Origin of the sequence: Paenibacillus tritici (assembly GCF_018207515.1) — a bacterium.
In the GTDB taxonomy this organism is placed as follows: Bacteria; Bacillota; Bacilli; order Paenibacillales; family Paenibacillaceae; genus Paenibacillus_AQ; species Paenibacillus_AQ tritici.
Map to the genome: position 1 here is coordinate 4,489,046 of NZ_CP073365.1, position 23,496 is coordinate 4,512,541.

General features: G+C 52.2%; 22 protein-coding genes. All 22 read right to left on the reverse strand.

Annotated features, from left to right (window positions below):
- Window positions 1–217: 217 nt before the first annotated feature.
- Window positions 218–487: a 30S ribosomal protein S15 gene (rpsO, locus tag KDC22_RS19295; RefSeq protein ID WP_019910460.1), complete on the reverse strand. Its 270-nt coding sequence runs from the start codon at window positions 485–487 to the stop codon at window positions 218–220.
- A 150-nt stretch (window positions 488–637) separates the two neighbouring features.
- Window positions 638–1,585, reverse strand: coding sequence for a bifunctional riboflavin kinase/FAD synthetase (locus KDC22_RS19300; protein WP_211720044.1), 948 nt, complete (start codon window positions 1,583–1,585; stop codon window positions 638–640).
- A 36-nt stretch (window positions 1,586–1,621) separates the two neighbouring features.
- Window positions 1,622–2,536, reverse strand: coding sequence for a tRNA pseudouridine(55) synthase TruB (truB, locus tag KDC22_RS19305; protein ID WP_211720045.1), 915 nt, complete (start codon window positions 2,534–2,536; stop codon window positions 1,622–1,624).
- A complete protein-coding gene (locus KDC22_RS19310) occupies window positions 2,533–3,510 on the reverse strand; it encodes a DHH family phosphoesterase (RefSeq protein WP_211720046.1) in 978 nt (325 codons plus the stop codon). Before KDC22_RS19310 ends, truB begins: the two co-directional genes overlap by 4 nt.
- Window positions 3,511–3,536: 26 nt before the next feature.
- A complete protein-coding gene (gene rbfA, locus KDC22_RS19315; protein WP_173133324.1) occupies window positions 3,537–3,884 on the reverse strand; it encodes a 30S ribosome-binding factor RbfA in 348 nt (115 codons plus the stop codon).
- Between the two features lie 18 nt (window positions 3,885–3,902).
- Window positions 3,903–6,575: a translation initiation factor IF-2 gene (gene infB / locus KDC22_RS19320; RefSeq protein WP_211720047.1), complete on the reverse strand. Its 2,673-nt coding sequence runs from the start codon at window positions 6,573–6,575 to the stop codon at window positions 3,903–3,905.
- Window positions 6,568–6,891 carry a YlxQ family RNA-binding protein gene (locus tag KDC22_RS19325; protein ID WP_036724725.1) on the reverse strand — a complete coding sequence of 108 codons (324 nt, stop codon included), beginning with the start codon at window positions 6,889–6,891 and terminating at the stop codon, window positions 6,568–6,570. The genes infB and KDC22_RS19325 overlap by 8 nt, the downstream gene beginning before the upstream one ends.
- On the reverse strand, window positions 6,884–7,192 hold the full coding sequence (gene rnpM, locus KDC22_RS19330; protein WP_036692616.1) for an RNase P modulator RnpM: 309 nt from the start codon (window positions 7,190–7,192) through the stop codon (window positions 6,884–6,886). The genes KDC22_RS19325 and rnpM overlap by 8 nt, the downstream gene beginning before the upstream one ends.
- 29 nt (window positions 7,193–7,221) lie before the next feature.
- The gene (nusA, locus tag KDC22_RS19335; protein WP_173133288.1) at window positions 7,222–8,319 is read right to left on the reverse strand and encodes a transcription termination factor NusA; all 1,098 of its coding nucleotides are present in this window, start codon (window positions 8,317–8,319) and stop codon (window positions 7,222–7,224) included.
- Between the two features lie 26 nt (window positions 8,320–8,345).
- Window positions 8,346–8,813: a ribosome maturation factor RimP gene (gene rimP / locus KDC22_RS19340; protein ID WP_173133286.1), complete on the reverse strand. Its 468-nt coding sequence runs from the start codon at window positions 8,811–8,813 to the stop codon at window positions 8,346–8,348.
- 171 nt (window positions 8,814–8,984) lie between these two features.
- Window positions 8,985–13,316 carry a PolC-type DNA polymerase III gene (locus KDC22_RS19345; protein WP_211720048.1) on the reverse strand — a complete coding sequence of 1,444 codons (4,332 nt, stop codon included), beginning with the start codon at window positions 13,314–13,316 and terminating at the stop codon, window positions 8,985–8,987.
- Window positions 13,317–13,449: 133 nt separating this feature from the next.
- Window positions 13,450–14,898, reverse strand: a complete 1,449-nt coding sequence (gene proS, locus KDC22_RS19350; RefSeq protein ID WP_173133280.1) for a proline--tRNA ligase — start codon at window positions 14,896–14,898, stop codon at window positions 13,450–13,452.
- Between the two features lie 65 nt (window positions 14,899–14,963).
- Entirely contained in the window at window positions 14,964–16,238 is a 1,275-nt protein-coding gene (gene rseP / locus KDC22_RS19355; RefSeq protein ID WP_173133276.1) for an RIP metalloprotease RseP, read from the reverse strand.
- Window positions 16,239–16,384: 146 nt separating this feature from the next.
- Window positions 16,385–17,524 (reverse strand): 1-deoxy-D-xylulose-5-phosphate reductoisomerase, encoded by a 1,140-nt coding sequence (locus tag KDC22_RS19360; protein WP_173133273.1) that lies wholly within the window; start codon window positions 17,522–17,524, stop codon window positions 16,385–16,387.
- A gap of 22 nt (window positions 17,525–17,546) precedes the next feature.
- On the reverse strand, window positions 17,547–18,350 hold the full coding sequence (locus tag KDC22_RS19365) for a phosphatidate cytidylyltransferase (RefSeq protein WP_211720049.1): 804 nt from the start codon (window positions 18,348–18,350) through the stop codon (window positions 17,547–17,549).
- A gap of 20 nt (window positions 18,351–18,370) precedes the next feature.
- Entirely contained in the window at window positions 18,371–19,138 is a 768-nt protein-coding gene (uppS, locus tag KDC22_RS19370) for an undecaprenyl pyrophosphate synthase (RefSeq protein ID WP_173133267.1), read from the reverse strand.
- Between the two features lie 78 nt (window positions 19,139–19,216).
- A complete protein-coding gene (gene frr, locus KDC22_RS19375) occupies window positions 19,217–19,771 on the reverse strand; it encodes a ribosome recycling factor (RefSeq protein WP_173133264.1) in 555 nt (184 codons plus the stop codon).
- Window positions 19,771–20,499 (reverse strand): UMP kinase, encoded by a 729-nt coding sequence (gene pyrH, locus KDC22_RS19380; protein WP_173133261.1) that lies wholly within the window; start codon window positions 20,497–20,499, stop codon window positions 19,771–19,773. The genes frr and pyrH overlap by 1 nt, the downstream gene beginning before the upstream one ends.
- Before the next feature lie 103 nt (window positions 20,500–20,602).
- On the reverse strand, window positions 20,603–21,253 hold the full coding sequence (tsf, locus tag KDC22_RS19385) for a translation elongation factor Ts (RefSeq protein ID WP_173133258.1): 651 nt from the start codon (window positions 21,251–21,253) through the stop codon (window positions 20,603–20,605).
- 147 nt (window positions 21,254–21,400) lie between these two features.
- Window positions 21,401–22,102 carry a 30S ribosomal protein S2 gene (gene rpsB, locus KDC22_RS19390; protein WP_173133254.1) on the reverse strand — a complete coding sequence of 234 codons (702 nt, stop codon included), beginning with the start codon at window positions 22,100–22,102 and terminating at the stop codon, window positions 21,401–21,403.
- A 199-nt stretch (window positions 22,103–22,301) separates the two neighbouring features.
- Window positions 22,302–22,928, reverse strand: coding sequence for a hypothetical protein (locus KDC22_RS19395; protein WP_211720050.1), 627 nt, complete (start codon window positions 22,926–22,928; stop codon window positions 22,302–22,304).
- Window positions 22,925–23,479, reverse strand: coding sequence for a hypothetical protein (locus KDC22_RS19400; RefSeq protein ID WP_211720051.1), 555 nt, complete (start codon window positions 23,477–23,479; stop codon window positions 22,925–22,927). Before KDC22_RS19400 ends, KDC22_RS19395 begins: the two co-directional genes overlap by 4 nt.
- Window positions 23,480–23,496 lie beyond the last annotated feature (17 nt).

Below are 23,496 nucleotides of genomic sequence, written 5' to 3' on the forward strand. Positions count from 1 at the left end.
CCTCCTTGAATGGTAATAATACGTTCTGTATGTTCTACAAGCAAAAACGGCTTGTCCTCCGCAGAGGTGATATAGCCGTTTTTGCGAATACTATGGACTTGTCAACTGTAAAAGTTTACCCTAAATTTTCAAAAAGCAACCCGGCTGTCCCGCTGTCGCTCGTAAGAAGGACATACGGTATACAACCAGGCTGCTTTAGGGTTGATCTTATGGAAAATTAACGACGCAATCCCAGTTTTTCGATCAGGGCGCTGTAACGTCTGATGTCTTTGTTCTTCAAATACGCCAGCAGTTTACGACGTTGTCCAACCATCTTCAGCAGTCCGCGGCGGGAATGATGATCCTTCTTGTGCGTACGCAAGTGGTCAGTCAAATTAACGATGTTCTCCGTAAGGATAGCAACTTGCACCTCAGGGGATCCAGTATCGGATTCGTGAGTTTTGTGCTCGTCGATCAATTGGTGTTTACGTTCTTGAGTCAATGCCATCCTGTTCACCTCCTTCATTATAATCGCCAGTAGCCTCGTCACCGTCGGTGAGAACAAGCAACCAAGCTAAGGTTCTGATGCTGTCAATCCAGCAACGTTAATCAGTATAGCACCTTCAATGGCAAAAGTAAACGGCATGTCCGGGAAAGATTAGGAATGATATCCCAGAAGACCTTTGGCTGTCTCGGCATCTGCACCGATCTGGGCAATCAAGGCACCAATAGACTCGAACTTGCGCTCAGCGCGGATGTAGGACACCAGCTCTACCTTAAGCTCATGCCCATAGATATCCGCGGCAAAATCAAACAGATGGACTTCAAAGCTGGGCTTGGTTACCCCTTCATGAAACGTAGGCTTCACACCGACATTCATAACCCCGTACAGCACTTCGTCCCTGTAAAAGACCTTCACTGCGTATACGCCTGTGGCCGGAATGACATAGCGGTCTTCGAGCTGCAGGTTCGCCGTCGGAAAGCCGATGGTCCGGCCCCGCTTCTCTCCATGACCCACGATTCCGCGCAGGTGATAACAACGTCCAAACCAGGCATTGGCCTTATCCAGTTCCCCGCTCAGGAGGCTCTTGCGGATGCCGGAGCTGCTGACCTTTTCTCCTTCGAGCAGGAACGGGGAGACCGTCTCCACATTCATAGCGCCCTGTCCGAGCTCCCGGAGCGTGTTCACATCCCCTTCGCCCTTGTAGCCGAACCGGAAGTCGAACCCGACAACAGCAGTTACAATCTGCAGCGGCAGCAGCATTACAGAGACAAAGTCCGCCGGGCTTACCCGGGAGAGTTCTTCATTAAAGTCAATTATATATAAAAGCTCGACACCCATCGCGGCAAGCAGTTCCTGCTTATCCCTTGACGGTGTCAAATATCCCTCGTAGTCCCCTTTCCCCATAACATCCTTGGGATGGGGGTAGAAAGTCATCACCGCTGCGGGTACACCTGCCTGGCGGGCAAGAGCTACAGCAGATGTGATGACACTGGCATGTCCGAGGTGCAATCCATCGAACTGTCCCAGGGCAACTACTTGGGGCTGCGCAACCTGCGCTGCCGTCTCCGGCAGCATCGGATAGCTTAAAGTTACGGTTCTCACGCTGTTTCTCACCTACATTCGCAAATAAATTAAAGTTCAGGCCTGGGCAAACACCTTGACAGGCGCAATTGCCCCTGTAGCTTCCAGAGCGTAGATGCCCAGGAACTCTCCTTGGAGATCATAGAGCCGGAAATCTCCGCTGTTCTTCACTTCAGGTGCCACAAAACGGATCGACAGACGCTGCCCTTGCAGAGCGGCCTTCTTCTTCTCCTCGGCAACGGTATGTCTGGGCAAATGTGAAATGGCCTCGTCGGCGGCAATCAAATGCTCCTCCAGAGTACCGGCTTCCTTATGTTCGGCAATTTGCTCCAGGGTCAGACAATGAGTGGCCGGGATTCCGGCCGACATGGTCCGCTCCAGCTTCACCATCACGCCGGGAACTCCAAGTTTGCGTCCGATATCCACGCAGAGCGTGCGGATATAAGTACCTTTGGAGCAGAGTACCCGGAAGGTGATGTCCGGATAATTGCCATTCCAGACCATAGTCTGCATGTCGATCTCATAAATCTCCACTTCACGGCTCTTGCGTTCCACGGTCTTGCCTTCTCGGGCCAGCTCGTATAGACGTTTGCCGTCCACCTTCACTGCGGAATACATCGGAGGAACCTGAGAGATCACACCCTGGAAGGATTCCAGAACTGCCAGTACTTCGGCCTCTGTAACCTGAACCTCCTCGACGGATTCCGTGATCGTTCCGGTCAAATCCTCGGTATCGCTAGCCAGCCCCAGCCGCAGTGTAGCAACATATTCCTTGGGCAGCTCCTGGATGTACTCCACTACCCGAGTAGCCCGGCCCAGACAGAGCGGAAGCACTCCGGTCACCTGTGGATCAAGTGTCCCGGTATGTCCAATCCGCTTCATGCCCAGAATCCGCCGCGCTTTGGCCACTACATCATGTGAAGTGAACCCTGCCGGCTTATATACGGCCAGAACTCCTGTAAGTTCACTCATAAATGACGTTTGACCTCCTCAAGCACCTGTGCAACAGCTTCTTCCAGGCTTCCGTTAATCCGGGCACCCGCTGCACGGGTATGACCGCCGCCGCCGAAGGCTTGCGCCAGCGCCGCTACGTCAACTTTACCTGCTGAACGCAGGCTGGCCTTCACCGCATGCTCATCTATAACCTTGAACAGAATGCCTACCTCTACCCCCCGGATATTACGGGGATAATTGACGATCCCTTCAAGATCCTCATTGGCTGCTCCAGAGTCCAGCATATCCTGAGGCGTCACATACACCCAGGCAATATCCCCTTCAGGACTGAGCTGAAGCGTACCCAGTGCCCGGTTCAGCACCTTCACCTGGGGAAGGGTCATCTCTTCAAGCAGGGTCTCTGCCAGATCAGGCCCATTCACGCCAAGTGCCAGCAGCTCGGATACCGCTGCCATCACTTTCGGGGAGGTGTTGCTGTAACGGAAACCGCCGGTGTCCGTTAACAGCCCGGTATAAATGGCTGTAGCAATATCAATATCCCACTCCACATCAAAAGTCTTCAGCAGATCGAACAGAATCTCCGCTGTCGCTGCTGCATCCGGCTTGATCAGGTTCACCGCGCCGTAACCGTTATTGGTGGGATGATGGTCTATATTCAAGATCAGTGCATCACTTGTGAAATGCTGCTGCGTTAGCCCCACACGCTGGAAATCCGCGCAGTCCACGCAAATTACATGGCTGTACTGGCGGGGCAATTCACCTGCAGACAGATTCACAATTTGATCGGCATGCCATAAATATTCCATCCTCTGCGGGATTTGACCCTCATTCAGCATCAAATATTTCTTGCCCAGACATGAGAGAAGCCAGCCCACCGCAAGGGTGGAGCTGACTGCATCTCCGTCCGGCTGAACATGCGACACTACAAGATAATCGTCGTGTTCCAGCAGAAACTTACGCGTCTGCTGGAGACTTTGTTCATAGCTCTGCATTCGCCGTCTCCTTTATGTTCCGTAGCCTATTCGTTTTTGCCGATTTCGCCGAGCAGCTTCTCAATATGACTTCCGTAAGCAACGGATTCATCAATCTTGAAGATCAGCTCAGGCGTATGGCGCAGGCGGATCGCTTTGCCAAGCTCCGAGCGGAGAAAGCCATTGGCTTTCTCTATCGCTTTGAGCGAGTCAGACTTCTGCTCCTCGTCCCCGAATACACTCAGGTATACCTTGGCCTGTGACAAATCATTCGTCACATCTACGCCAGTTACAGTTACGAACCCGACACGCGGGTCCTTCAGTCCGCTTTGGATGAGCTGGCTCAGTTCTTTCTTAATCTGTTCGCCAACCCGTCCGGCTCTGATTTTAGACATTTAATTTCACCTCTTCGCTTAGCGCTCTACCGTCTCCATGATGAATGCTTCGATAATGTCGCCTTCAACGACATCATTATAGCGTTCCAAAGTTATGCCACATTCATAACCCTGTGCCACTTCTTTAGCATCATCTTTGAAACGTTTCAAGGTGTCGATTTTGCCTGTGAAGACAACAATCCCGCTGCGGATCAGGCGCATTTCAGCATTACGGGCAATTTTGCCGGAAGTTACCATACAACCTGCAATGGTGCCCACTTTGCTGATTTTGAATACATTACGAACTTCGGCATGGCCGATAACGTTCTCTTTATAGATCGGATCAAGCATGCCCTTCATGGCACTTTCAATCTCTTCAATTACATTGTAGATGATGTTGTGCAGACGTACATCCACCTTCTCTTGCTCAGCCGCCGCCTTCGTCTGGGTATCCGGACGAACGTTGAAGCCGATCACGATAGCATTGGATGCTGCAGCCAAGGTAATGTCGGATTCCGTAATCGCCCCGGCACCGCTGTGAAGAATCTTCACGCGTACGCCTTCGACTTCGATCTTGGCCAGGGAGCCTTTCAGCGCCTCTACCGAACCTTGAACGTCAGCCTTGATAATCACGTTGAGATCCTTGATCTCGCCGTCTTTGATGTGCTTGAACAGATCATCCAGCGTAACGCGGGTGTTCGTGTTCAGCTCGGACTGGCGCTGTGTTATAGAACGTCTGTCAGCGATGGACCGTGCTTTGCGCTCATCTTCAAAGGCCATGAACGGATCGCCCGCCTGCGGCACTTCGGTCAAACCGGTAATTTCCACTGGAGTGGAAGGTCCCGCTTCCTTGATTTTGCGTCCCTTGTCATTAACCATGGCACGTACGCGGCCGAAGCAGTTACCCGCTACAAATGCGTCTCCGACCTTCAGCGTACCGTTCTGCACGAGGATACGGGCAACCGGTCCACGGTTCTTGTCAAGCTCAGCTTCTATAACAGTACCGCGTGCCCGTTTGTCCGGGTTCGCCTTGTACTCATTCACTTCAGCAACGAGCAGAATCATTTCCAGCAGCTCTTCCAGATTAATGCGCTGTTTGGCTGACAGGTTGACGAAGATCGTATCGCCGCCCCACTCTTCCGGAACCAGCTCATAGCTTGTAAGCTCCTGCTTCACCTTGTCAGGATCTGCGCCCGGCTTGTCGATCTTGTTAACCGCAACAATGATCGGAAGTCCGGCTGCCTTGGCATGGTTGATCGCTTCTACCGTCTGAGGCATAACGCCGTCATCGGCAGCAACGACGATAATCGTCATATCCGTTACCTGGGCGCCGCGGGCGCGCATAGCAGTGAACGCTTCATGGCCCGGTGTATCCAGGAACGTGATTTTCTTGTGGTTGATTTCGACTTGGTACGCACCGATGTGCTGCGTAATTCCGCCGGCTTCGCCGCCGCTCACATTCGTTGAACGGATGGCATCGAGCAAGGTTGTTTTACCATGGTCAACGTGCCCCATGATTGTAACAACCGGTGGACGGGTCATCAATTCCTCTTCAGAATCGTTCTCTTCCACCGTCTCGAAGCTGTCTTCATCTACCGGAATCTTCACTTCTACTTCTACACCGAACTCACCGGCCAGCAGCAGGATGGTGTCGATGTCAAGCTCCTGATTGATGGTCGCCATAACTCCCATCGAGATCAGCTTCTTGATCACTTCGGAAGCATCCTTGTGAAGCAGCTTCGCTGTTTCACCGACAGTCATGCTGCCACGGACGATGATCTTCTTAGGTGTGTTGTCAATCTTCTCCCGGTACACGGTCGGCTGGTTTCTGCGGTTATTCTTGCCACCGCGGCCGCGGTAGTTACCGCCCTTGCCGTCATCAAAACGCTTCTGGCCGCCGCCGCTGCCCGGTCTGCCGCCAGTGGTATTCTTCTTCGGGCCTCTGTCGTCGCCGCGGGAGAATCCTCCGCCTGCATTGCCTTGACCCTGCGGACGGTCACCCGTACGCGGTGCGCCGCCTTGTCCTTGCGGACGGCTGCTGCTAGGAGTGCTGCTCTGCGGACGGCTGCCGCCTGTGGAGCTGCCTTGTGGACGGCTGCCGCCTGTGGAGCTGCCCTGCGGACGGCTGCCGCCTGTGGAGCTGCCTTGTGGACGGCTGCCACCTGTAGAGCTGCCCTGCGGACGGCTGCCGCCTGTGGAACTGCCTTGCGGACGGCTGCCGCCTGTGGAGCTGCCTTGTGGACGGCTGCCGCCAGTAGAGCTGCCCTGCGGACGGCTACTGCTAGTGGAGCTGCCCTGCGGGCGTGAATTCTGAGTGGTGCCTGATGTTTGTGCTCTGCGGGAATCTTGTCCGCTTTGGGGCCTTGGGGACGTCGTCGATTGGTTGTTGTTTTGGTTACTGTTCATACCTACCTGCTTTTCCGAATGAATTTTGTTGGTGTTCTGAGCACTCTGGGATTCGGCACTTACCGCACCGGCAGTAACTGCCGGACGGCTGCTGGAGCCGGTATCCCGTTTGGCTGCAGCGTTTGACTTGATATCCTTGAAGAATTGTTCAACTTTGTGCACAGAGCCATTCTCCATGACACTCATATGATTATTCACAGGGACATTCAAACGCTTCAGAATCGTAATAATTTCTTTACTGCTCATGTTCAGCGACTTCGCATATTCGTATACGCGCAGTTTTTCCTTATTGTCTTCTTTAGTCAATAACTCCACCTCCGACAGTATCTCCCAGCGTTCTGGAGATCATTTCCGCGAATCCTTTATCCGTAACGGCCAGCACCACGCGCTGGTCTTTACCAATACTTGCACCGAGTTCATCCCGGTGAAATGCGATTACTAGTGGAATATCGTAGGTCCCGCATTTATCACGGAACTTCTTTTGGGTATTATCTGAAGCGTCACCTGCCAGGACGACCAGCTTCGCCTCTGAAGACCGCACTGCTTTAAGCACGGCCTCATCGCCGGTGACAATCTTGCCTGCTCTCATCGCAAGCCCTAAATAAGAAAGTGTCTTACTCATTGTCCTCACTATCCTTCGCTGCCAAAAACTGCTCCTCCACGGATGCAAAATCCCGGGCAAGCTGGGCATAGATTTCAGGACTCACCTGACATTTCAATGCGCGGTCAAGTGCTTTGGTCTTTTGTGCTAACTTAAAGTATTCCAGTTTGCCGCAGATATAAGCGCCACGGCCCGACTTCTTGCCTGTCAGGTCGATCAGCACCTCGCCTTCAGGCGTTCTCACCACGCGAATCAGCTCTTTCTTGGGCATCATCTCTTGGCTGGCAACGCATTTACGCAGCGGCACCTTTCTTTGCTTCATAAGTAGCGCCTCCCGTCAGTCAGCATTCATTAGTCGATGGAGACGGAATCCTGATGCATTTCATCATTGGAAGTTCTGGGTCTGCCGTATTCCTGCTCCGCCTGAGTCTCGCTCTTGATATCGATCTTCCAGCCGGTCAGCTTGGCGGCAAGACGGGCATTCTGTCCCTTGATGCCGATCGCGAGCGACAGCTGATAATCAGGAACGATCACGCGGGCCATTTTCTCCGCTTCAAAGACTTGAACCTCAAGTACCTTGGACGGGCTGAGCGCATTAGCCACATACTCCTGGACCAGCTCGGAATATCTTACGATATCAATCTTCTCGCCGCGAAGCTCGGTTACGATGGTCTGTACTCGTGTGCCTCTTGGGCCTACGCAGGAGCCCACCGGGTCCACTTCGGGATTACGCGAGAATACGGCGATCTTGGAACGGAAGCCGGCTTCGCGGGCAACGGAACGAATCTCCACTACCCCGTCAAAAATCTCCGGAACTTCCAGCTCGAACAGACGCTTCAAGAGACCCGGATGACTGCGGGACAGCATAATCTGCGGCCCTTTAGTCGTATTCTCCACCTTGGTGATATAAGCCTTGATACGCTCGCTCTGCTTGAACTTCTCTCCAGGCATAAGCTCGCTTAGCGGAAGAACCGCCTCGATCTTGCCAAGATCCACATAGATGTTACGCATATCCTGGCGCTGTACAAGGCCGGTAACAATATCGTCTTCCTTGTCGATAAAAGCGTTGTAGATCAGGCCGCGTTCCGCTTCGCGGATACGCTGGGTGACCACCTGCTTCGCAGTCTGGGCGGCAATACGGCCGAAATCACGCGGCGTGACCTCTTGCTCGGCGATATCCTCCAGCTGGAAATGCGGGTTGATCTCCCGGGCAGCCAGGAGTGAGATCTCTGTCCGTGCGTCCAGTACCTCCTCCACAATCAGCTTGCGGGCAAATACCTTGATCACGCCTGTGTTGCGGTTCATGTCCACACGCACATTCTGCGCCGCATTGAAATTGCGTTTATAGCTGGAGATCAGCGCCGCTTCGATGGCTTCGAACAGCACATCCTTGCTGATGCCTTTCTCCCTTTCCAGTTCATTCATAGCTTCAATAAACTCCATACTCATAAAATTCCGGTCCCCCTTTCAAGACGTTAAAAAATAATGGCCAATCTCGCACTGGCGACCTTGGCGTACGGTACAGCATGTTGTTTTTTGCCCGCGGAGATGAGCAGTTCCTCGTTCTCGAACGAGAGCAAACGACCTTCGAATTCTTTGAGTCCTTGAATCGGTTCATATACGGTTACATATACGTCCTTGCCTACCGCCTTGGCCACATCCGCAGCTTTCTTGAGCGGACGCTCCGCTCCCGGCGAGGAGACTTCAAGGAAATAAGCTTCGGCGAACGGATCGTTCTCATCCAGCTTCTGGCTGATATATTCGCTGATGGTTCCGCAGTCATCAATATCAATGCCGCCCTCTTTATCTACGAATACGCGCAGAAACCAGTTGGAGCCTTCCTTCACGTATTCAACGTCCACCAGTTCGAAACCATTGTCCTCCAGATAGGACCCGAGCAGCTGCTCTACCGTTTGTTTAATTTTGGATTTAGGTGTGCTCAAAAGAAGATTACCTCCACGAACTTGTCTTTTGCTATATACCAAAGATAAAGAGTGGGTTTCCCCACTCTTTACACAACGGACTTATCTCATTATTACCAAAAAAATTATACCATAGTGAGCCTGCACTGACAAGTACCAGCCCTTGACTCCCTTATTTCGGAGGGTGTCAGGTTAGAACAATGAAAGCTGATTGCTCTCCGGAAGTCCGCGGAAACAGCCCATTCCGTTAAGCAGCTCAATCACCGTTTTACTGGCCTTGGATTTCTGCTGGAAATCCTCAATGGAGAGGAATTCCCCCGCGTCCTTGGCAGCGGCGATATGAATGGCGGCATTGTCCCCGATTCCGGCGAGCGAGGAGAACGGCGGAATCAGGCTGGTGCCGTCCACCGTAAATTTGGTGGCATCCGAACGGTACAAATCAATGTTCTTGAAGGTGAAGCCGCGTGCTGTCATCTCCAGGGCCATCTCCAGCACCGGAAGCATCGCTTTTTCCTTCGGCAAGGCCTGGAAGCCCTTTTGCTCGATCTCTACGATCTGGCGTGCGATGGCTTCATAGCCCTTGCAGCACAGCTCGATATCGAAATCTGCGGCACGGACCGAGAAATAAGTTGCATAATATTCTATCGGATGATACAGCTTGAAGAAGGCTGTGCGCACCGCTGAAATGACATAGGCTGCGGCATGGGCCTTCGGGAACATGTACTGGATTTTGAGACAGGAATCAATATACCACTGCGGCACCTTGCAGTTCTTCATCTCTTCAATCCATTCCGGCGGCAGCCCCTTCCCTTTACGCACACTTTCCGTAATTTTGAAGGCCAGACTGGCATCCATCCCCGCCTTATAGATCAGGTAGAGCATGATATCATCACGACAGCCGATCACCGTCTTGATGTTGCAGGTATTGTTCTTGATCAGCTCCTGGGCGTTCCCCAGCCACACGCCGGTACCATGGGAGAGGCCGGAAATCTGCAGCAGGTCGGCGAAGCTGGAAGGCTTCGCTTCCACAAGCATCTGGCGCACAAACTTCGTTCCCATTTCCGGCACTCCATAAGTCGCTACAGGTGTACGGATCTGATCCGGCCTTACCCCAAGCGCATCCGTAGAGTTGAACATGCTCATCACTTTGGGATCATTCATCGGAATGGTCGTCGGGTCCACACCGGTCAGATCCTGCAGCATCCGCATCATGGTCGGATCATCGTGCCCGAGAATATCGAGCTTCAGCAGGTTGGCATCGAAGGCGTGATAGTCAAAATGGGTCGTTTTCCATTCCGCTGTAACATCATCCGCCGGGAACTGCACCGGAGTAATATCTTCAATCTCCATATAATCGGGCAAGACGACGATACCGCCGGGATGCTGGCCGGTACTGCGCTTCACGCCGGTGCATCCGGCAGCCAGACGTCCAACCTCGGCTCCGCGCCAGCGCTTCTGGTGATGCTCCTCATATTTCTTCGTGAACCCAAAGGCGGTCTTCTCCGCTACCGTACCGATCGTTCCGGCACGGAATACGTTGTCCGGCCCGAACATGGTTTTGGTAAAGTTGTGGGCGTTCGGCTGATACTCCCCGGAGAAGTTAAGATCGATATCGGGAACCTTGTCCCCTTTGAAGCCCAGGAAGGTCTCAAACGGAATATCCTGGCCTTCTCCCTTAAGCCGTCCGCCGCAGTCCGGGCAGTCCTTATCCGGCAGGTCGAAGCCACTCGGCACACTGCCGTCGAGGAACCATTCACTGTGCCGGCATTCCGAATTGGTACAAATATAGTGAGCCGGAAGCGGATTAACCTCCGAGATCCCGAGGAACGTGGCAACCACCGACGAGCCTACCGATCCACGCGAGCCTACCAGATACCCGTCCTGGTTCGACTTTTTAACAAGCCGTTCCGAGATCAGATAGTTGGCAGAGAACCCGTATTTAATAATCGGGGCCAGCTCCTTCTCCAGACGGGCAACCACAACCTCCGGCAATTCCTCACCATAGATTGATTTGGCTGTATCATAGCAGGTATTGCGGATCTCATCATCCGCCCCTTCAATAATCGGGGTGAACAGGTCGCTCGGAAACAGATCATATTCCTCGAATCGTTCTGCCAGCTCCACGGTATTCGTTACAACGACCTCCATGGCCTTCTCCGCACCCAGGAATTCGAATTCGGCCAGCATCTCATCGGTCGTACGGAAGTGGGCATCCGGCTTATTCTGGTCCTTCAGCGGGCTGAAGCCGGTAATTCCGTGAATCGTAATATCGCGGAACAGCTTGTCGCGCGGCTCCAGATAATGCACATTACCGGTGGCTATAACCGGTTTGTTCATCTGTTCGCCAATTTCACAAATCTTGCGTACCACCCCGCGCAGATCTTCGGGACTGGCTACGAATCCTTTGTCCACCAGGTGCATGTACATGGTCAACGGCTGGATTTCCAGCACATCATAGAACTGGGCAACCTCAATCGCCTCTTCCACGGTTTTGTTCAGCACTGCTTCAAAGAACTCGCTGCGCTCACAGCCGGAAATAACGATCAGGCCGTCCCGGTGCTCTTCAAGCTTCGATTTGGGGATGCAGGGCACCCGCTTGTAGTACTCCGTATGGGATAATGAGATCAGCTTGTAGAGATTTTTTTTGCCCACCGGGTTCAATGCATAGATGCCGCAGTGAAACGGCCGCACATTTGACAGGTCATTGCCTACATAGTCATTCAGCCGGTCGAGACGGGTCATGCCCTTCATCTTCTCCGCATCTGCCAGCAATCCGTTCAGAATCCCGCCCAGCGCAATCGTATCATCAATCGCCCGGTGATGGCTCTCCAGCAGCACCTTATACTTGTCGGCCAGCGTATTGAGCCGGTGGTTCTTCATGGTCGGGAAGAGCAGACGCGCCAGCTCCAGCGTATCCAGTGACGGATTCGGCAGCTCCGGCTGGCCCAGCTTCTTCAGGGAAGCCTGAATGAAGCCCATATCGAACCGTGCATTGTGCGCTACCAGAATGCTGTCACCCACGAACTCTACGAACCCCTTCAGCACAGGCTCAAGATCCGGCGCATCCTTGACCATTTCATCCGTAATATTGGTCAGCTGCTGGATGTGATACGGAATTTTCTCATGCGGATTCACGAAGGTCGAGTAGCGGTCCAGCTCTTTGCCTTCGCACATTTTGATCGCTGCAAGCTCGGTGATATTATTGCGTGTGATCGACAGCCCCGTGGTCTCGATGTCAAAGACAACATAGGTAGCTGTCTTAAGATCCAGTGGCTGCGCATTCTCCACGATGTTTACCGCGTCATTTACAACGTTGGCCTCCACACCGTAGAGCATTTTGAGCTTATGCTTATGGGCGGCATGGTTCGCATCCGGGTAGCTCTGCACATTCCCGTGATCGGTCACGGCAAGCGCCGGATGGCCCCATTTCGCTGCGGTTTTGACATAGGTATCTATAGGCGTTACCGCATCCATCGTACTCATTGTTGTATGGAGGTGGAATTCCACCCGCTTCTGCTTCGCATTGTCCTTACGGGCAGGCGGTGCAGACACTTCGGTCAGATCGGAAGGAATCATGACCAGCTCAGGAATCTGCATGAACCGGTCGTATTCCACTTTACCGCGGGCCCTCACCCATTTGCCGTTAGCCAGCTGGCCCATAATTTTCAAATCTTCCTTGGTCTTAGCGAACATCTTCAGCTGCAGTGAATCCGTAAAGTCGGTAATACAGAAGGTGAACAGCGTATTTCCGTTGCGCAGCTCCTTGCTGTCCAGCCCGAAGATGGTCCCTTGGATCGTGATCTTCTTCTCCTCATCCTGAATCTCCAGAATAGGTACAGCCTGTTCCTTAATGTCATTCCCGATCTGAAGCTTAATCACCTCATTCGGATCCCCCGCCTCTTCAGGCTCGTCCGGCTCGCTGGCCATCATCATCATTTCTACCAGCTCACGCTGCTCCTGCTGAAGCTTCTGCTGGAATTCCTCATAGGCGTCTGCCTTGCTCTTGCTCTCATCCTCGGTAAGCTGCAGCTTCACCTTCAGGGTGAGACCGAAATATTTATCATAATATTTAATAATGGCGGCTTCGATCCCTTTTTTGCGGGCCAATTCGAGCGACATTGAATCGTTCAGGCTAAGGATAAGTGTACCTTCCTGCAGATCCTGACTGGAGCGCGTCAGCCACCCGTTAACCGATGGAATCTCACGCTGGACCCACTCCAGGAACATTCCCCAGTACTCCTGCACAATATCTGCTCTGTTGATGGTGTCACCATATAGGAATAAGAAGCTGACCTTGGCGATATGCTGCAGCTTCTCACGCATTCTAAGCACGAAGGCCCGGTAGGTCTGGGCCGGAATCAGGCTGTCTTTCGCAATCACAATGTGCCAGTCACGGTTACCGCGGCTGATCTCCACACGTTCAATCTGTCCGTCCAAAAAATAGGGATCGATCATGGCGGGCGGAATCTCCCCCTGCTTCATCAACAGCTCAAACCTCTTTCTTCTCTCCATGTTCTGCTCCATGCTCTCCCCACCTAACTCAGCAATAATTGGGTTATATCTTTAGAAAAAGCCTCCGGCTCAAAAAGCATTGGGTACTTGCGGCCCGCCGACTCCTCTCGCCAGAAGCTATGTTTAAGAATTATTAGGCTGCTGATTAATACGCTTTGGCAAAAACAACCGTATGGCGGGCCGGCTTACCACAGCAGATACAGGTTTCTTTCGTTTCTGAAGGGTTGAACGGAATGTTGCGGCTGCCTGCGCCGGTTTCTTCCTTAACCTTGGTCTCACATTCCTCAGAGCCGCACCAGCCTGCTAGCGCAAAGCCGCGTTTCTCCTCCATGGAATCTTTCATCTGCTCCAAGGTATCTACCGAATAGAAATGATCCTCACGGAACTTCAGCGCCCGCTCGAACATCTCCTGATGTACCTGCTCCAGCATAGCTTGCACTTCTTCAACCAGGTTCTCCTGCTGGATCACCTTCTTCTCTCCGCTGATCCGGGAGACCAGCACACAGACTCCGTTCTCCATATCCCGTGGTCCAAGCTCCAGACGGACAGGAACACCGCGCATCTCATATTCATTGAACTTCCAGCCCGGGGTTACATCCGCACGGTCATCTACACGGACGCGGATTCCGGCATTCTTAAGTTCGCTGAACAGTTCATCGGTGCGTCCGATAACCGCTTCGCGGGTCTTAGGCGGTCCGATTGGAATCATAATGACCTGAGTAGGCGCTACCTTCGGCGGCAGAGCCAGTCCGCGGTCATCACCATGCACCATGATCAGTGAACCGATCAGGCGTGTTGTAGAGCCCCATGAGGTCGTGTGCGCATATTCGAGTACATTATCACGGCTTAAGTATTGGATGTCAAAAGCAACGGCGAACTTGGTGCCCAGATAATGCGAGGTAGCGGCCTGTACAGCCCGTCCATCCTTCATCATCGCTTCAATGGAATACGTATCCACCGCCCCGGCAAACCGCTCGGATGGCGTCTTCTGTCCGGTCACTACCGGAATCGCCAGATAGGTCTCTACGAAATCACGGTAGTTGTCGAGCATCTTCATCGTTTCTTCCCGTGCTTCCGCCTCATTCTCATGCGCGGTATGGCCTTCCTGCCAGAGGAATTCCGTAGTGCGGATGAACGGTAATGTACGCTTCTCCCAGCGGACAACGTTAGCCCATTGGTTGATCAGCACCGGAAGATCGCGGTAAGACTGAATCCATTTGGAATACATATGCCCGAACATGGTCTCGGAAGTAGGACGGATCGCCAGACGTTCCTCCAGCACATCGCCTCCGGCCTCGGTTACCCAAGGAAGCTCCGGGTTGAAGCCTTCCACATGCTCTTTCTCTTTCTGGAAAAAGCTCTCGGGAATGAACAGCGGGAAGTAGGCATTGCGGTGACCGGTTGCCTTCAGCCGGCGGTTCATTTCCTCCTGAATATGCTCCCAGATCTCGTAGCCGTCCGGTTTGAACACGATACAGCCGCGGACCGGCGAATAATCCATCAGGTCCGCTTTTTTGATTACATCAATATACCAGCGTGAGAAATCCTCGCCCTGCGGCGTGATCTCCGTAACGAATTGCTTGTCTTTGGCCATGTAAAGAAATCCTCCTATATTCGCCCCGCACATCCATCACGGGATAAACAATGATATGACATCAATCAGCCGCTTATGAGGCGTAAAATATCATTATAAGTAACAGCAATCATCACCAGGAACAGCAGGGCAAATCCTACAAAATGGACCATGCCTTCCCTGCTCGGGTCCACCGGCTTACCGCGTAACGCCTCAACCCCGAGAAATACGAGCCGGCTGCCATCCAGGGCAGGAATCGGCAGGAGATTGAAGATCCCCAGATACAGGCTGAGAATAGCCGCCCAATAGGTCAGGTATTGAATCCCCTGCTGGGCAATCTGCCCTGTCAACTGGAAGGTACCGACCGGTCCGGAGATATCATCCATATTAAATTTGTTGATCAGCTGCTTGAAGCCGATGAAGATCAGCTTGGTCGTGTCCACCATAGCCGTACCAGACTTGGTAATCGTCTCCCCTGGACCGGCCTTACGGGTAGGTAGATCAGGTGTGATTCCGACTTTGCCGCCCTCCTCCCCTTCCATTCCGCGGGGAATCATGGCCACATTAAGGGTTTCACTGCCACGCTGCAGCGTCCAGTTCATCTCTTTGCCTTTGGAGGCAGAGGTGAGCTTGATCATCTTCTGATAATCGCCGCCGATCGCTTGACCGTTCACTGAGACGACGATGTCCCCTTTCTGCAGACCGGCTTCCTGAGCAGGCATTCCTTCACTGACTTCACCGATCTTCACATAAGTCGGATTCTCGACCGGAATACCGGCCATCTGCAAATGCAGTGCGAACAGCACGAACGCAAGAATGAAGTTCATCACTGGACCAGCCAGGATCGCTATAGCGCGCTGACCTACGGTTTTGCTGCCGAATTGCCGGTCCTTAGGTGCAATTTGCGTCTGCTGGGTGCCTTTGATCATCATCGCCTGTGGATTCACATCGTACGTGGTGACTTCGCCGTCCACATCGAGGCGGATCTTCAGCTCATTCTCAAGATCGGTGAACTGCGCTTCCCCGCGTATCACATTTCTGCGCGTATCCAGAGAATCGAGGTAAATATTCTTCACCTTGTTATCCTGACCCAGCCGGACGGCAATGGTCTGCCCGGGGCCAATCTCAACCATCTCCGGGTCCTCGCCGGCCATCCGGGCATATCCCCCAAAAGGCAGCAGGCGAAGCGTGAACTGGGTTTCACCGCGTTTATAAGAGAACAGTTTCGGACCGAAACCGATAGCAAATTCCCGTACAAGGATTCCGGCGCGTTTGGCAAAATAATAATGTCCCCATTCATGGACAGTCACCAGAACAAAGAACATAAACACCGTCAAAAAAACAACTCTTACCATCTCCATAGCGCAACATTCCCCCTTTAGGTGTAAGACCGAAGTATGTCCTCTTAATTTATCATTATTCCAAGGCAGGGCACAAGAGAATCAACAGTCCACTCCTATTTTCAGGGCACGGCCATTATGTCATTCAGAAAGCGAAGCTGCTCCCGTTACAGGGTAGCTGCAAGTTCCCGGGAAGCCAGGTCGCACAAGCGAATCTGTTCCAGATTGGGATTAGCCGCATTGTCATGGCGCTGAAGCACTTCATCAATAATCTCTTCAATCCGCAAAAAGGGAATTTCACCGCGCAGGAACCGGGCAACGGCAATCTCATTGGCCGCATTGAAGGCCGTTGTAGCTGTCCCTCCCGCGATCCCGCAGTCGATGGCCATCCTCAGAGCCGGGTAGCGCTCATAATCCATCTCACGGAAGGTGAGGCTGGCTACCTGGGCCAGGGACAAGCGGCTGGCAGGAGACTGCCAGCGGTCGGGATAGGTAAGCGCATATTGAATAGGAACACGCATATCCGGAGTCCCGAGCTGGGCAATGATGCTGCTATCACGGAATTCCACATACGAATGAATAATGCTCTCCGGATGCAGCAGCACGTTAATCTGCTCATACGGCAGCGCGAACAGATGGTGGGCTTCAATAACCTCCAGCCCCTTGTTCACCATGGTTGCCGAATCAATGGTGATTTTGGCTCCCATACTCCAGTTAGGATGGCGCAGTGCATCCTCTACAGTGACGTCCTTAAGCTGTTCCCGTCCATAATCACGGAAGGAGCCGCCTGATGCAGTGATCGTAATCGAAGCTACATCTTCGCGGTTCTCACCGTTGAGGCATTGGAAAATCGCTGAATGCTCACTGTCTACTGGCAGCAGCTTCACACCCTTGCGTCCGGCCAGCTCAGTAACCAGATGTCCGGCGGTAACCAGTGTTTCCTTATTAGCTAGTCCAATATGCCGGCCGGCTTCAATCGCCGCAAGTGTAGACTGCAGCCCTACGCTTCCTACGAGTGCAGTCACCACAGTGTCTGCGTTACCTCCGGCTGCAATCTCGACCAGACCTTCACTGCCGCTATACAGCTCTACACCGGCGGGCAGACTGGATCTGATCTCGTCTGCCCGCTCCTTCGTGGATACGGACACGCGGCGCGGCTTGAACCGGCGGACCTGCTCCAGCAGCAGCGCGGTATTATTTCCCGCTGCCAGTCCATCCACTTCAAATTCCTCCGGATGCATGGCTACAACATCCAGCGTCTGGGTACCGATGGAACCGGTGGAGCCCAGAATACTAATTCTTTTCACAGTTGCAACCTTCTCCCTGTCGTTAATAGTAAGGCATCAGCATTACGATATGTACGAAAGGAAATACGATAATCCAGCTGTCGCAGCGGTCCAGGATGCCTCCGTGACCAGGCAGCAATGAGCCTGAATCCTTAATACCGTACACCCGTTTATAGGCAGATTGTACAAGATCTCCAAGCTGACCCAGCACGGCGCAGGAAATTCCGATGAGAAGCGCGCGTCCGATCGTCAGGAGATCAGGAACCCAAAAGGCAAAAATGATGGAAATCACAGCAGAAATCAGCACTCCGCCGAGGGCGCCCTCAATCGTCTTGTTAGGACTGATTGCAGGCCATAGCTTGTTCTTGCCAAAGCTTCTGCCGACAAAATAGGCTCCGGCATCACTCCCCCAAATGCAGCACAGCAGCAGGAAAGTCCAGAAGAGGCCATGATCATCCCCTGCACCGCGGGCGATTGCCATATAGGAGAAACCCATCCCTATGTATACAATCCCGGTGAACATCAATGCGGTGATTTTGATATCCAGCTTATTCTTGCTGAATACTGTTACCAGCAGGAACAGCAGCATTAACAGCCATATTCCCTGTTCCCATGAGAATAGCTCGTCAGTCCCCAGCAGATCCCAGGGAATCATAAAGCATAATACAGATGCATAACCAAATACAGCAGTAAGTCCAAAGGTTGCTGTACCGGTCATTTTCACAAATTCATAATAACCGATGAGGGCCATGGCAGTAAGCAAAAGCTGATACGGCCAGCCTCCCAAATAACATAACCCTAAAAACAAGGCCCCGGCAACAATTCCGGTAATCAATCGCTGCTTCACAGAATCCCTCTCCCATCAGGCTACTTCAATCCACCGTAACGGCGTGTGCGGCGCTGATATTCAGCTACAGCCTGCATCAGATGCGCCTTGTCAAACTCCGGCCAGTACGCATCAGTAAACCACAATTCACTGTAGGCAATCTGCCACAGCATGAAATTACTAAGCCGCATTTCGCCGCTGGTACGAATCAGCAGATCGGGATCGGGTAATCCGCCGGACAAAAGCCTGCTGTCGATCAGCTCTGAAGTGATCTCTTCAGGTGACAGGACTCCTGCCTGGATATCCTTGCCCAAGCCGCGCATACAATCTTCTATTTCTTTGCGGCCGCCGTAGTTCAGTGCAAAATTCAGAATAAGTCCGGTATTGCTCTCTGTACGGACAATCGCTTCCTCCATCGCCCTGCGGGTATGGGAAGGCAAAGCCTCCGTATCGCCCATAACACGTACCTGCACATTCTTCTCAATCAATTCGTCCAGTTCAATAGCCAGAAATTCTACGGGGAGACGCATAAGGAAATCAACCTCGTCCTTCGGCCGCTTCCAGTTCTCCGTAGAGAAAGCGTACATGGTCAAGAACTCTACTCCCAGGTCATTCGCCGCAATCGTCGCACGCTTGACCGCCTTCATCCCGTTCTGATGGCCCACAATACGGGGCAGACCGCGCCGTTTCGCCCAGCGGCCGTTGCCATCCATAATTATCGCTACATGCCGGGGAATATTATCCGGTGAAATCTCGACTGGCACCTGCCTGTCTTTACGGCTCAGCCATTCTTGAATCCGTTTGATCATTTCCGTTTCCTCCAAGCTCTTATCAGAAAGAGACAAACCCCACCATAAACGGAGGGGCCTGAAGTCTCTTGGATTTCATTATACTTCCATAATCTCTTTTTCTTTGGACAAGAGCACTTTATCGACTTCAGCTATGAACTTATCCGTAGATTTCTGGATATCTTCCTGATGTCCATGTGATTCGTCTTCTGAAATGCCGTTCTTCTCCATCTTCTTGATATCATCGTTAGCATCGCGGCGGATGTTGCGGATAGCTACCTTTGCTTCTTCTCCGAACTTCTTGGTGAACTTCACAAGCTCACTGCGGCGTTCTTCGGTAAGCGGGGGAATCGACAGACGGATGATTGTACCGTCATTGGCTGGAGTAATCCCAATGTCGGATTTCATAATCGCCTTTTCGATGTCTGACATCGAGGTTTTGTCCCATGGCTGGATCAGCAGCGTCCGGGAATCCGGTGTGCTGATGTTGGCCAGCTGGTTGATAGGAGTTGGTGCACCGTAATATTCAACTTGAATGCGATCCAGCAGCGACGTCGAAGCGCGTCCTGCCCGCAGCGTTGCCAAGTCGCGTTTCAGCGAGAGAATTGCTTTTTCCATACGCTCTTCGGCATTTTTCTTAACCGATTGTGGCATTAATTTACACTCCCTTTAACGATTGTTCCGATTTTTTCACCGAGAACGACACGTTTAATATTGCCTTGCTCTGTAATAGCAAACACAATGAGCGGTATATTATTATCCATGCAGAGAGAGGAAGCGGTGGAGTCCATCACACCCAGGTTTTTGTTCAGAATATCCATGTAAGTAAGCTGCTCGTACTTCACGGCAGTGCTATCCTTGAACGGATCTGCAGAGTAGACGCCGTCTACTTTGTTCTTGGCCATCAGGATGACCTCGGCTTCAATTTCGGCTGCTCTGAGCGCTGCCGTTGTATCTGTCGAGAAGAACGGATTCCCTGTACCGGCGGCAAAAATAACTACGCGGCCTTTCTCCAAATGACGGATGGCCCGGCGGCGGATATAAGGCTCAGCAATCTGCTGCATGGCAATAGAGGTCTGAACCCGGGTAGGGACGTCGATCTGCTCCAGAGCATCCTGCAAGGCCAGTGAGTTCATCACCGTAGCCAGCATCCCCATATAATCCGCTGTCGCGCGGTCAATACCGTTCTCGCTTCCGGCGATCCCGCGCCAGATGTTGCCCCCGCCGCATACAATCGCAACCTGAACTCCAAGCTCAACGACTTCCTTGACCTGCTCCGCAATAGAGATGATCGTTTCGGCATCGATGCCATAGCCATTCTGTCCGGCGAGCGATTCACCGCTTACCTTAAGGACCACTCTCTTAAATACCGGCTGTTCCAATTGTATACCCTCACTTTCTTACAAAAGACGGAACACTGCTTATCTGTGTTCCGCTCTTTTGATGCTTGCCTTTATTCAGTTCTTGTTCAATGCCTTGCTGCTATTATTGTTTAACCTGCGCCATTACTTCTTCAACGAAGTTGTCGACTTTCTTCTCAAGACCTTCACCCAGTTCGAAACGAACGAAGCGGCGGATCGTGATGTTTTCGCCGATGGTGCTGATTTTTTCATTCAACAGCTGGGAAATCGTCTTATCCGGGTCTTTAACGAAGGATTGCTCCATCAGGCAATATTCTTCATAGAACTTGCTGATGCGGCCTTCAACCATTTTTTCAACGATTTTCTCAGGCTTGCCTTCGTTCAGCGCTTGCGCCTTGAGGATTTCTTTTTCTTTCTCTACATCTGCAGCCGGAACTTCTTCACGGCGAACATACAGCGGGTTCGCTGCTGCGATTTGCATTGCGATATCGCGGGCGAAGTCTTTGAAGGAATCTGTTTTGCCTACGAAGTCAGTTTCGCAGTTGATTTCTACCAGAACGCCAATACGGCCGCCAGCGTGGATATAAGATTCTACAGTACCTTCAGTAGCGATACGTCCCGCTTTGTTGGCTGCTGCGGACAAACCTTTTTCACGAAGCAATTCAGCCGCTTTGGTGATATCATTGTTTGCTTCTTCAAGCGCTTTTTTACAATCGAGCATTCCTGCTCCTGTTCTTTCACGAAGTTCCTTCACTGCTTTTGCATCTACTGCCATTGTTATTCCCTCCAGAGTCATAGTCGTTGTCATTGCGGGCGCAAAGATATACTTACTTGCTTACATTTTAAAAAAAGGGCAGTGAGAGGTTATCCACCTGCCAACCACCCTTTTCATTTAAGTTCTTATTTATGCTCCGGTTACTACTTAAGCAGAAGTTGTGTCTTCGCCCTGATGAGCTTCAACAACAGCGTCAGCCATTTTACCAGTCAAGAGCTTCACGGCGCGGATTGCGTCGTCATTGCCTGGAATTACGTAGTCGATTTCGTCCGGATCGCAGTTAGTATCAACGATAGCTACGATTGGAATACCCAATTTGCGAGCTTCTGCTACTGCAATGCGCTCTTTACGCGGGTCAATGATGAACAGCGCGCTTGGAAGACCTTTCATGTTCTTGATACCGCCCAGGAATTTCTCAAGACGATCTTTCTCTTTGCGGAGAAGGATAACTTCTTTTTTAGGCAATACTGCGAAGGTACCGTCTTCTTCCCAAGCTTCCAATTTCTTCAGGCGGTCAATACGCTTCTGAATCGTCTGGAAGTTAGTCAGGGTACCACCCAGCCAACGTTGGTTAATGAAGAACATACCCGAACGTTCAGCTTCTTCTTTTACGGAATCCTGTGCTTGTTTCTTTGTTCCTACGAATAGGATTGTGCCGTTGTCGCCAGCGACGCTCTTTACAAAGTTGTAAGCTTCCTCTACCTTCTTGACCGTTTTTTGCAGGTCAATAATGTAAATTCCGTTTCTTTCAGTGAAGATATAACGATCCATCTTTGGGTTCCAACGACGAGTCTGGTGACCGAAGTGTACCCCAGCTTCGAGAAGCTGCTTCATGGAGATTACTGCCATCTTCACACACCTCCTAAGTTTGGTTTATTTGTGTGTCTCCTCCGCCGCGTGTCATCTTTCTACAAGACTTTCTTCAGAAGAAAGCACCCCTTGTCGAAATCAACCGGCGTGTGTTTTAACACCGTCCATTACTATACCATATTAAACCTGCCTATGCAACGATCAGTGCAAATTTATATTTTCTCTTTTGGATAATCTATTATTTTTTCACCGTAATCAGCTTATCAATAATAGAGTTGATGCTTTCTCCTTTGGCAAAGCTATAGCTGCCGTATTGGATAATTGTGTTCACCTTCCGGCTGTCTGCCACCTGAAGGAACTTAACTTTATCCTGAATTACCCCGGCTTCAGCGAGTAAATCCGCAGTTTGGGCGAGCGTAATTCCCGTAGGAATCCTTAACGAAATATTCCCGTCCGTTAGCGCAGGCGAATCAGGGGTCGCCGGGGGCTTCGCGGCTGTCTCTGCTGTGCTCTTAGGCTGGGCAGGGGCTGAAGGCTGGCCTGGAGTCACTGCGGCGCTTGGCGTTACTGCCGCTTTGGGCGTGGCTGGAGGAGTAGCAGCCGGCGAGGCTGCTGCAGTTGGCTTAGCTTCAGCTCCAGCCGCCTCTTGGGGAGCCCCGGCCTGCCCGCCTTCTTGCGGTGATGGGGTTCCTTCTGCAGAAGCCCCGGCCTGGTCTACTACGGTCAGATTCAGACGGGCGGCTTCCTGTATTAACTCTTCTTTGGTTAGCGGTGTCGCCCTGCCAGCTATCATGATCTGCAGCAGCAGCGCGCCCACAATCAGTCCGACACCTAATCCCAGCATGAAAAACCGGTTCCTGATCATACCGATTCCTCCTGCTGCGCCAATTGCAGAATCAACTGGACTTCTCCCCGCTGCAGGCCGGCGGTCTTGGCGATAGAATCTATGGATTTCCCTTGTTCATGGAGCTCGAATAAACGCGGATACCGCAGCTTAATGGAGCTGACCGGCTTCGGCTTAACGGGGGCTTCTGCCGGGGGCTTCTCAGTCTGTGCAGATGAGCCTTCCCACGTGAAGGCTGCAGCGAGCTGGAGCCGCTCCTTCTCTTCAGCAGTCAGCCGGGCATCCATAAGCAGCAGGCTCTTGTGCAGTTCCCCTACCTGCTCCCGCAATACACCGATCTCTTCCTGGAGGTCAGTCTTGTTCGTCTGTGACTGCGTCTTGATACTGCCGACCAGTTGAAGCAGCTTGGAGTTCTCCTGCTCGATGTCAGCCATATAGAGCTCCAGAGCCGCCTCCGTTTCCTTCAGGCTCTTCTTCTCTTCCGAGTCTTCCCGGCCTGCCCTGGCCGGCAGACGCAGGGCATAGACAATAGCGACTGCACCTACCAGCACGATGTATACCCATGGTTCCAAATGTGTAATCTCCTTCT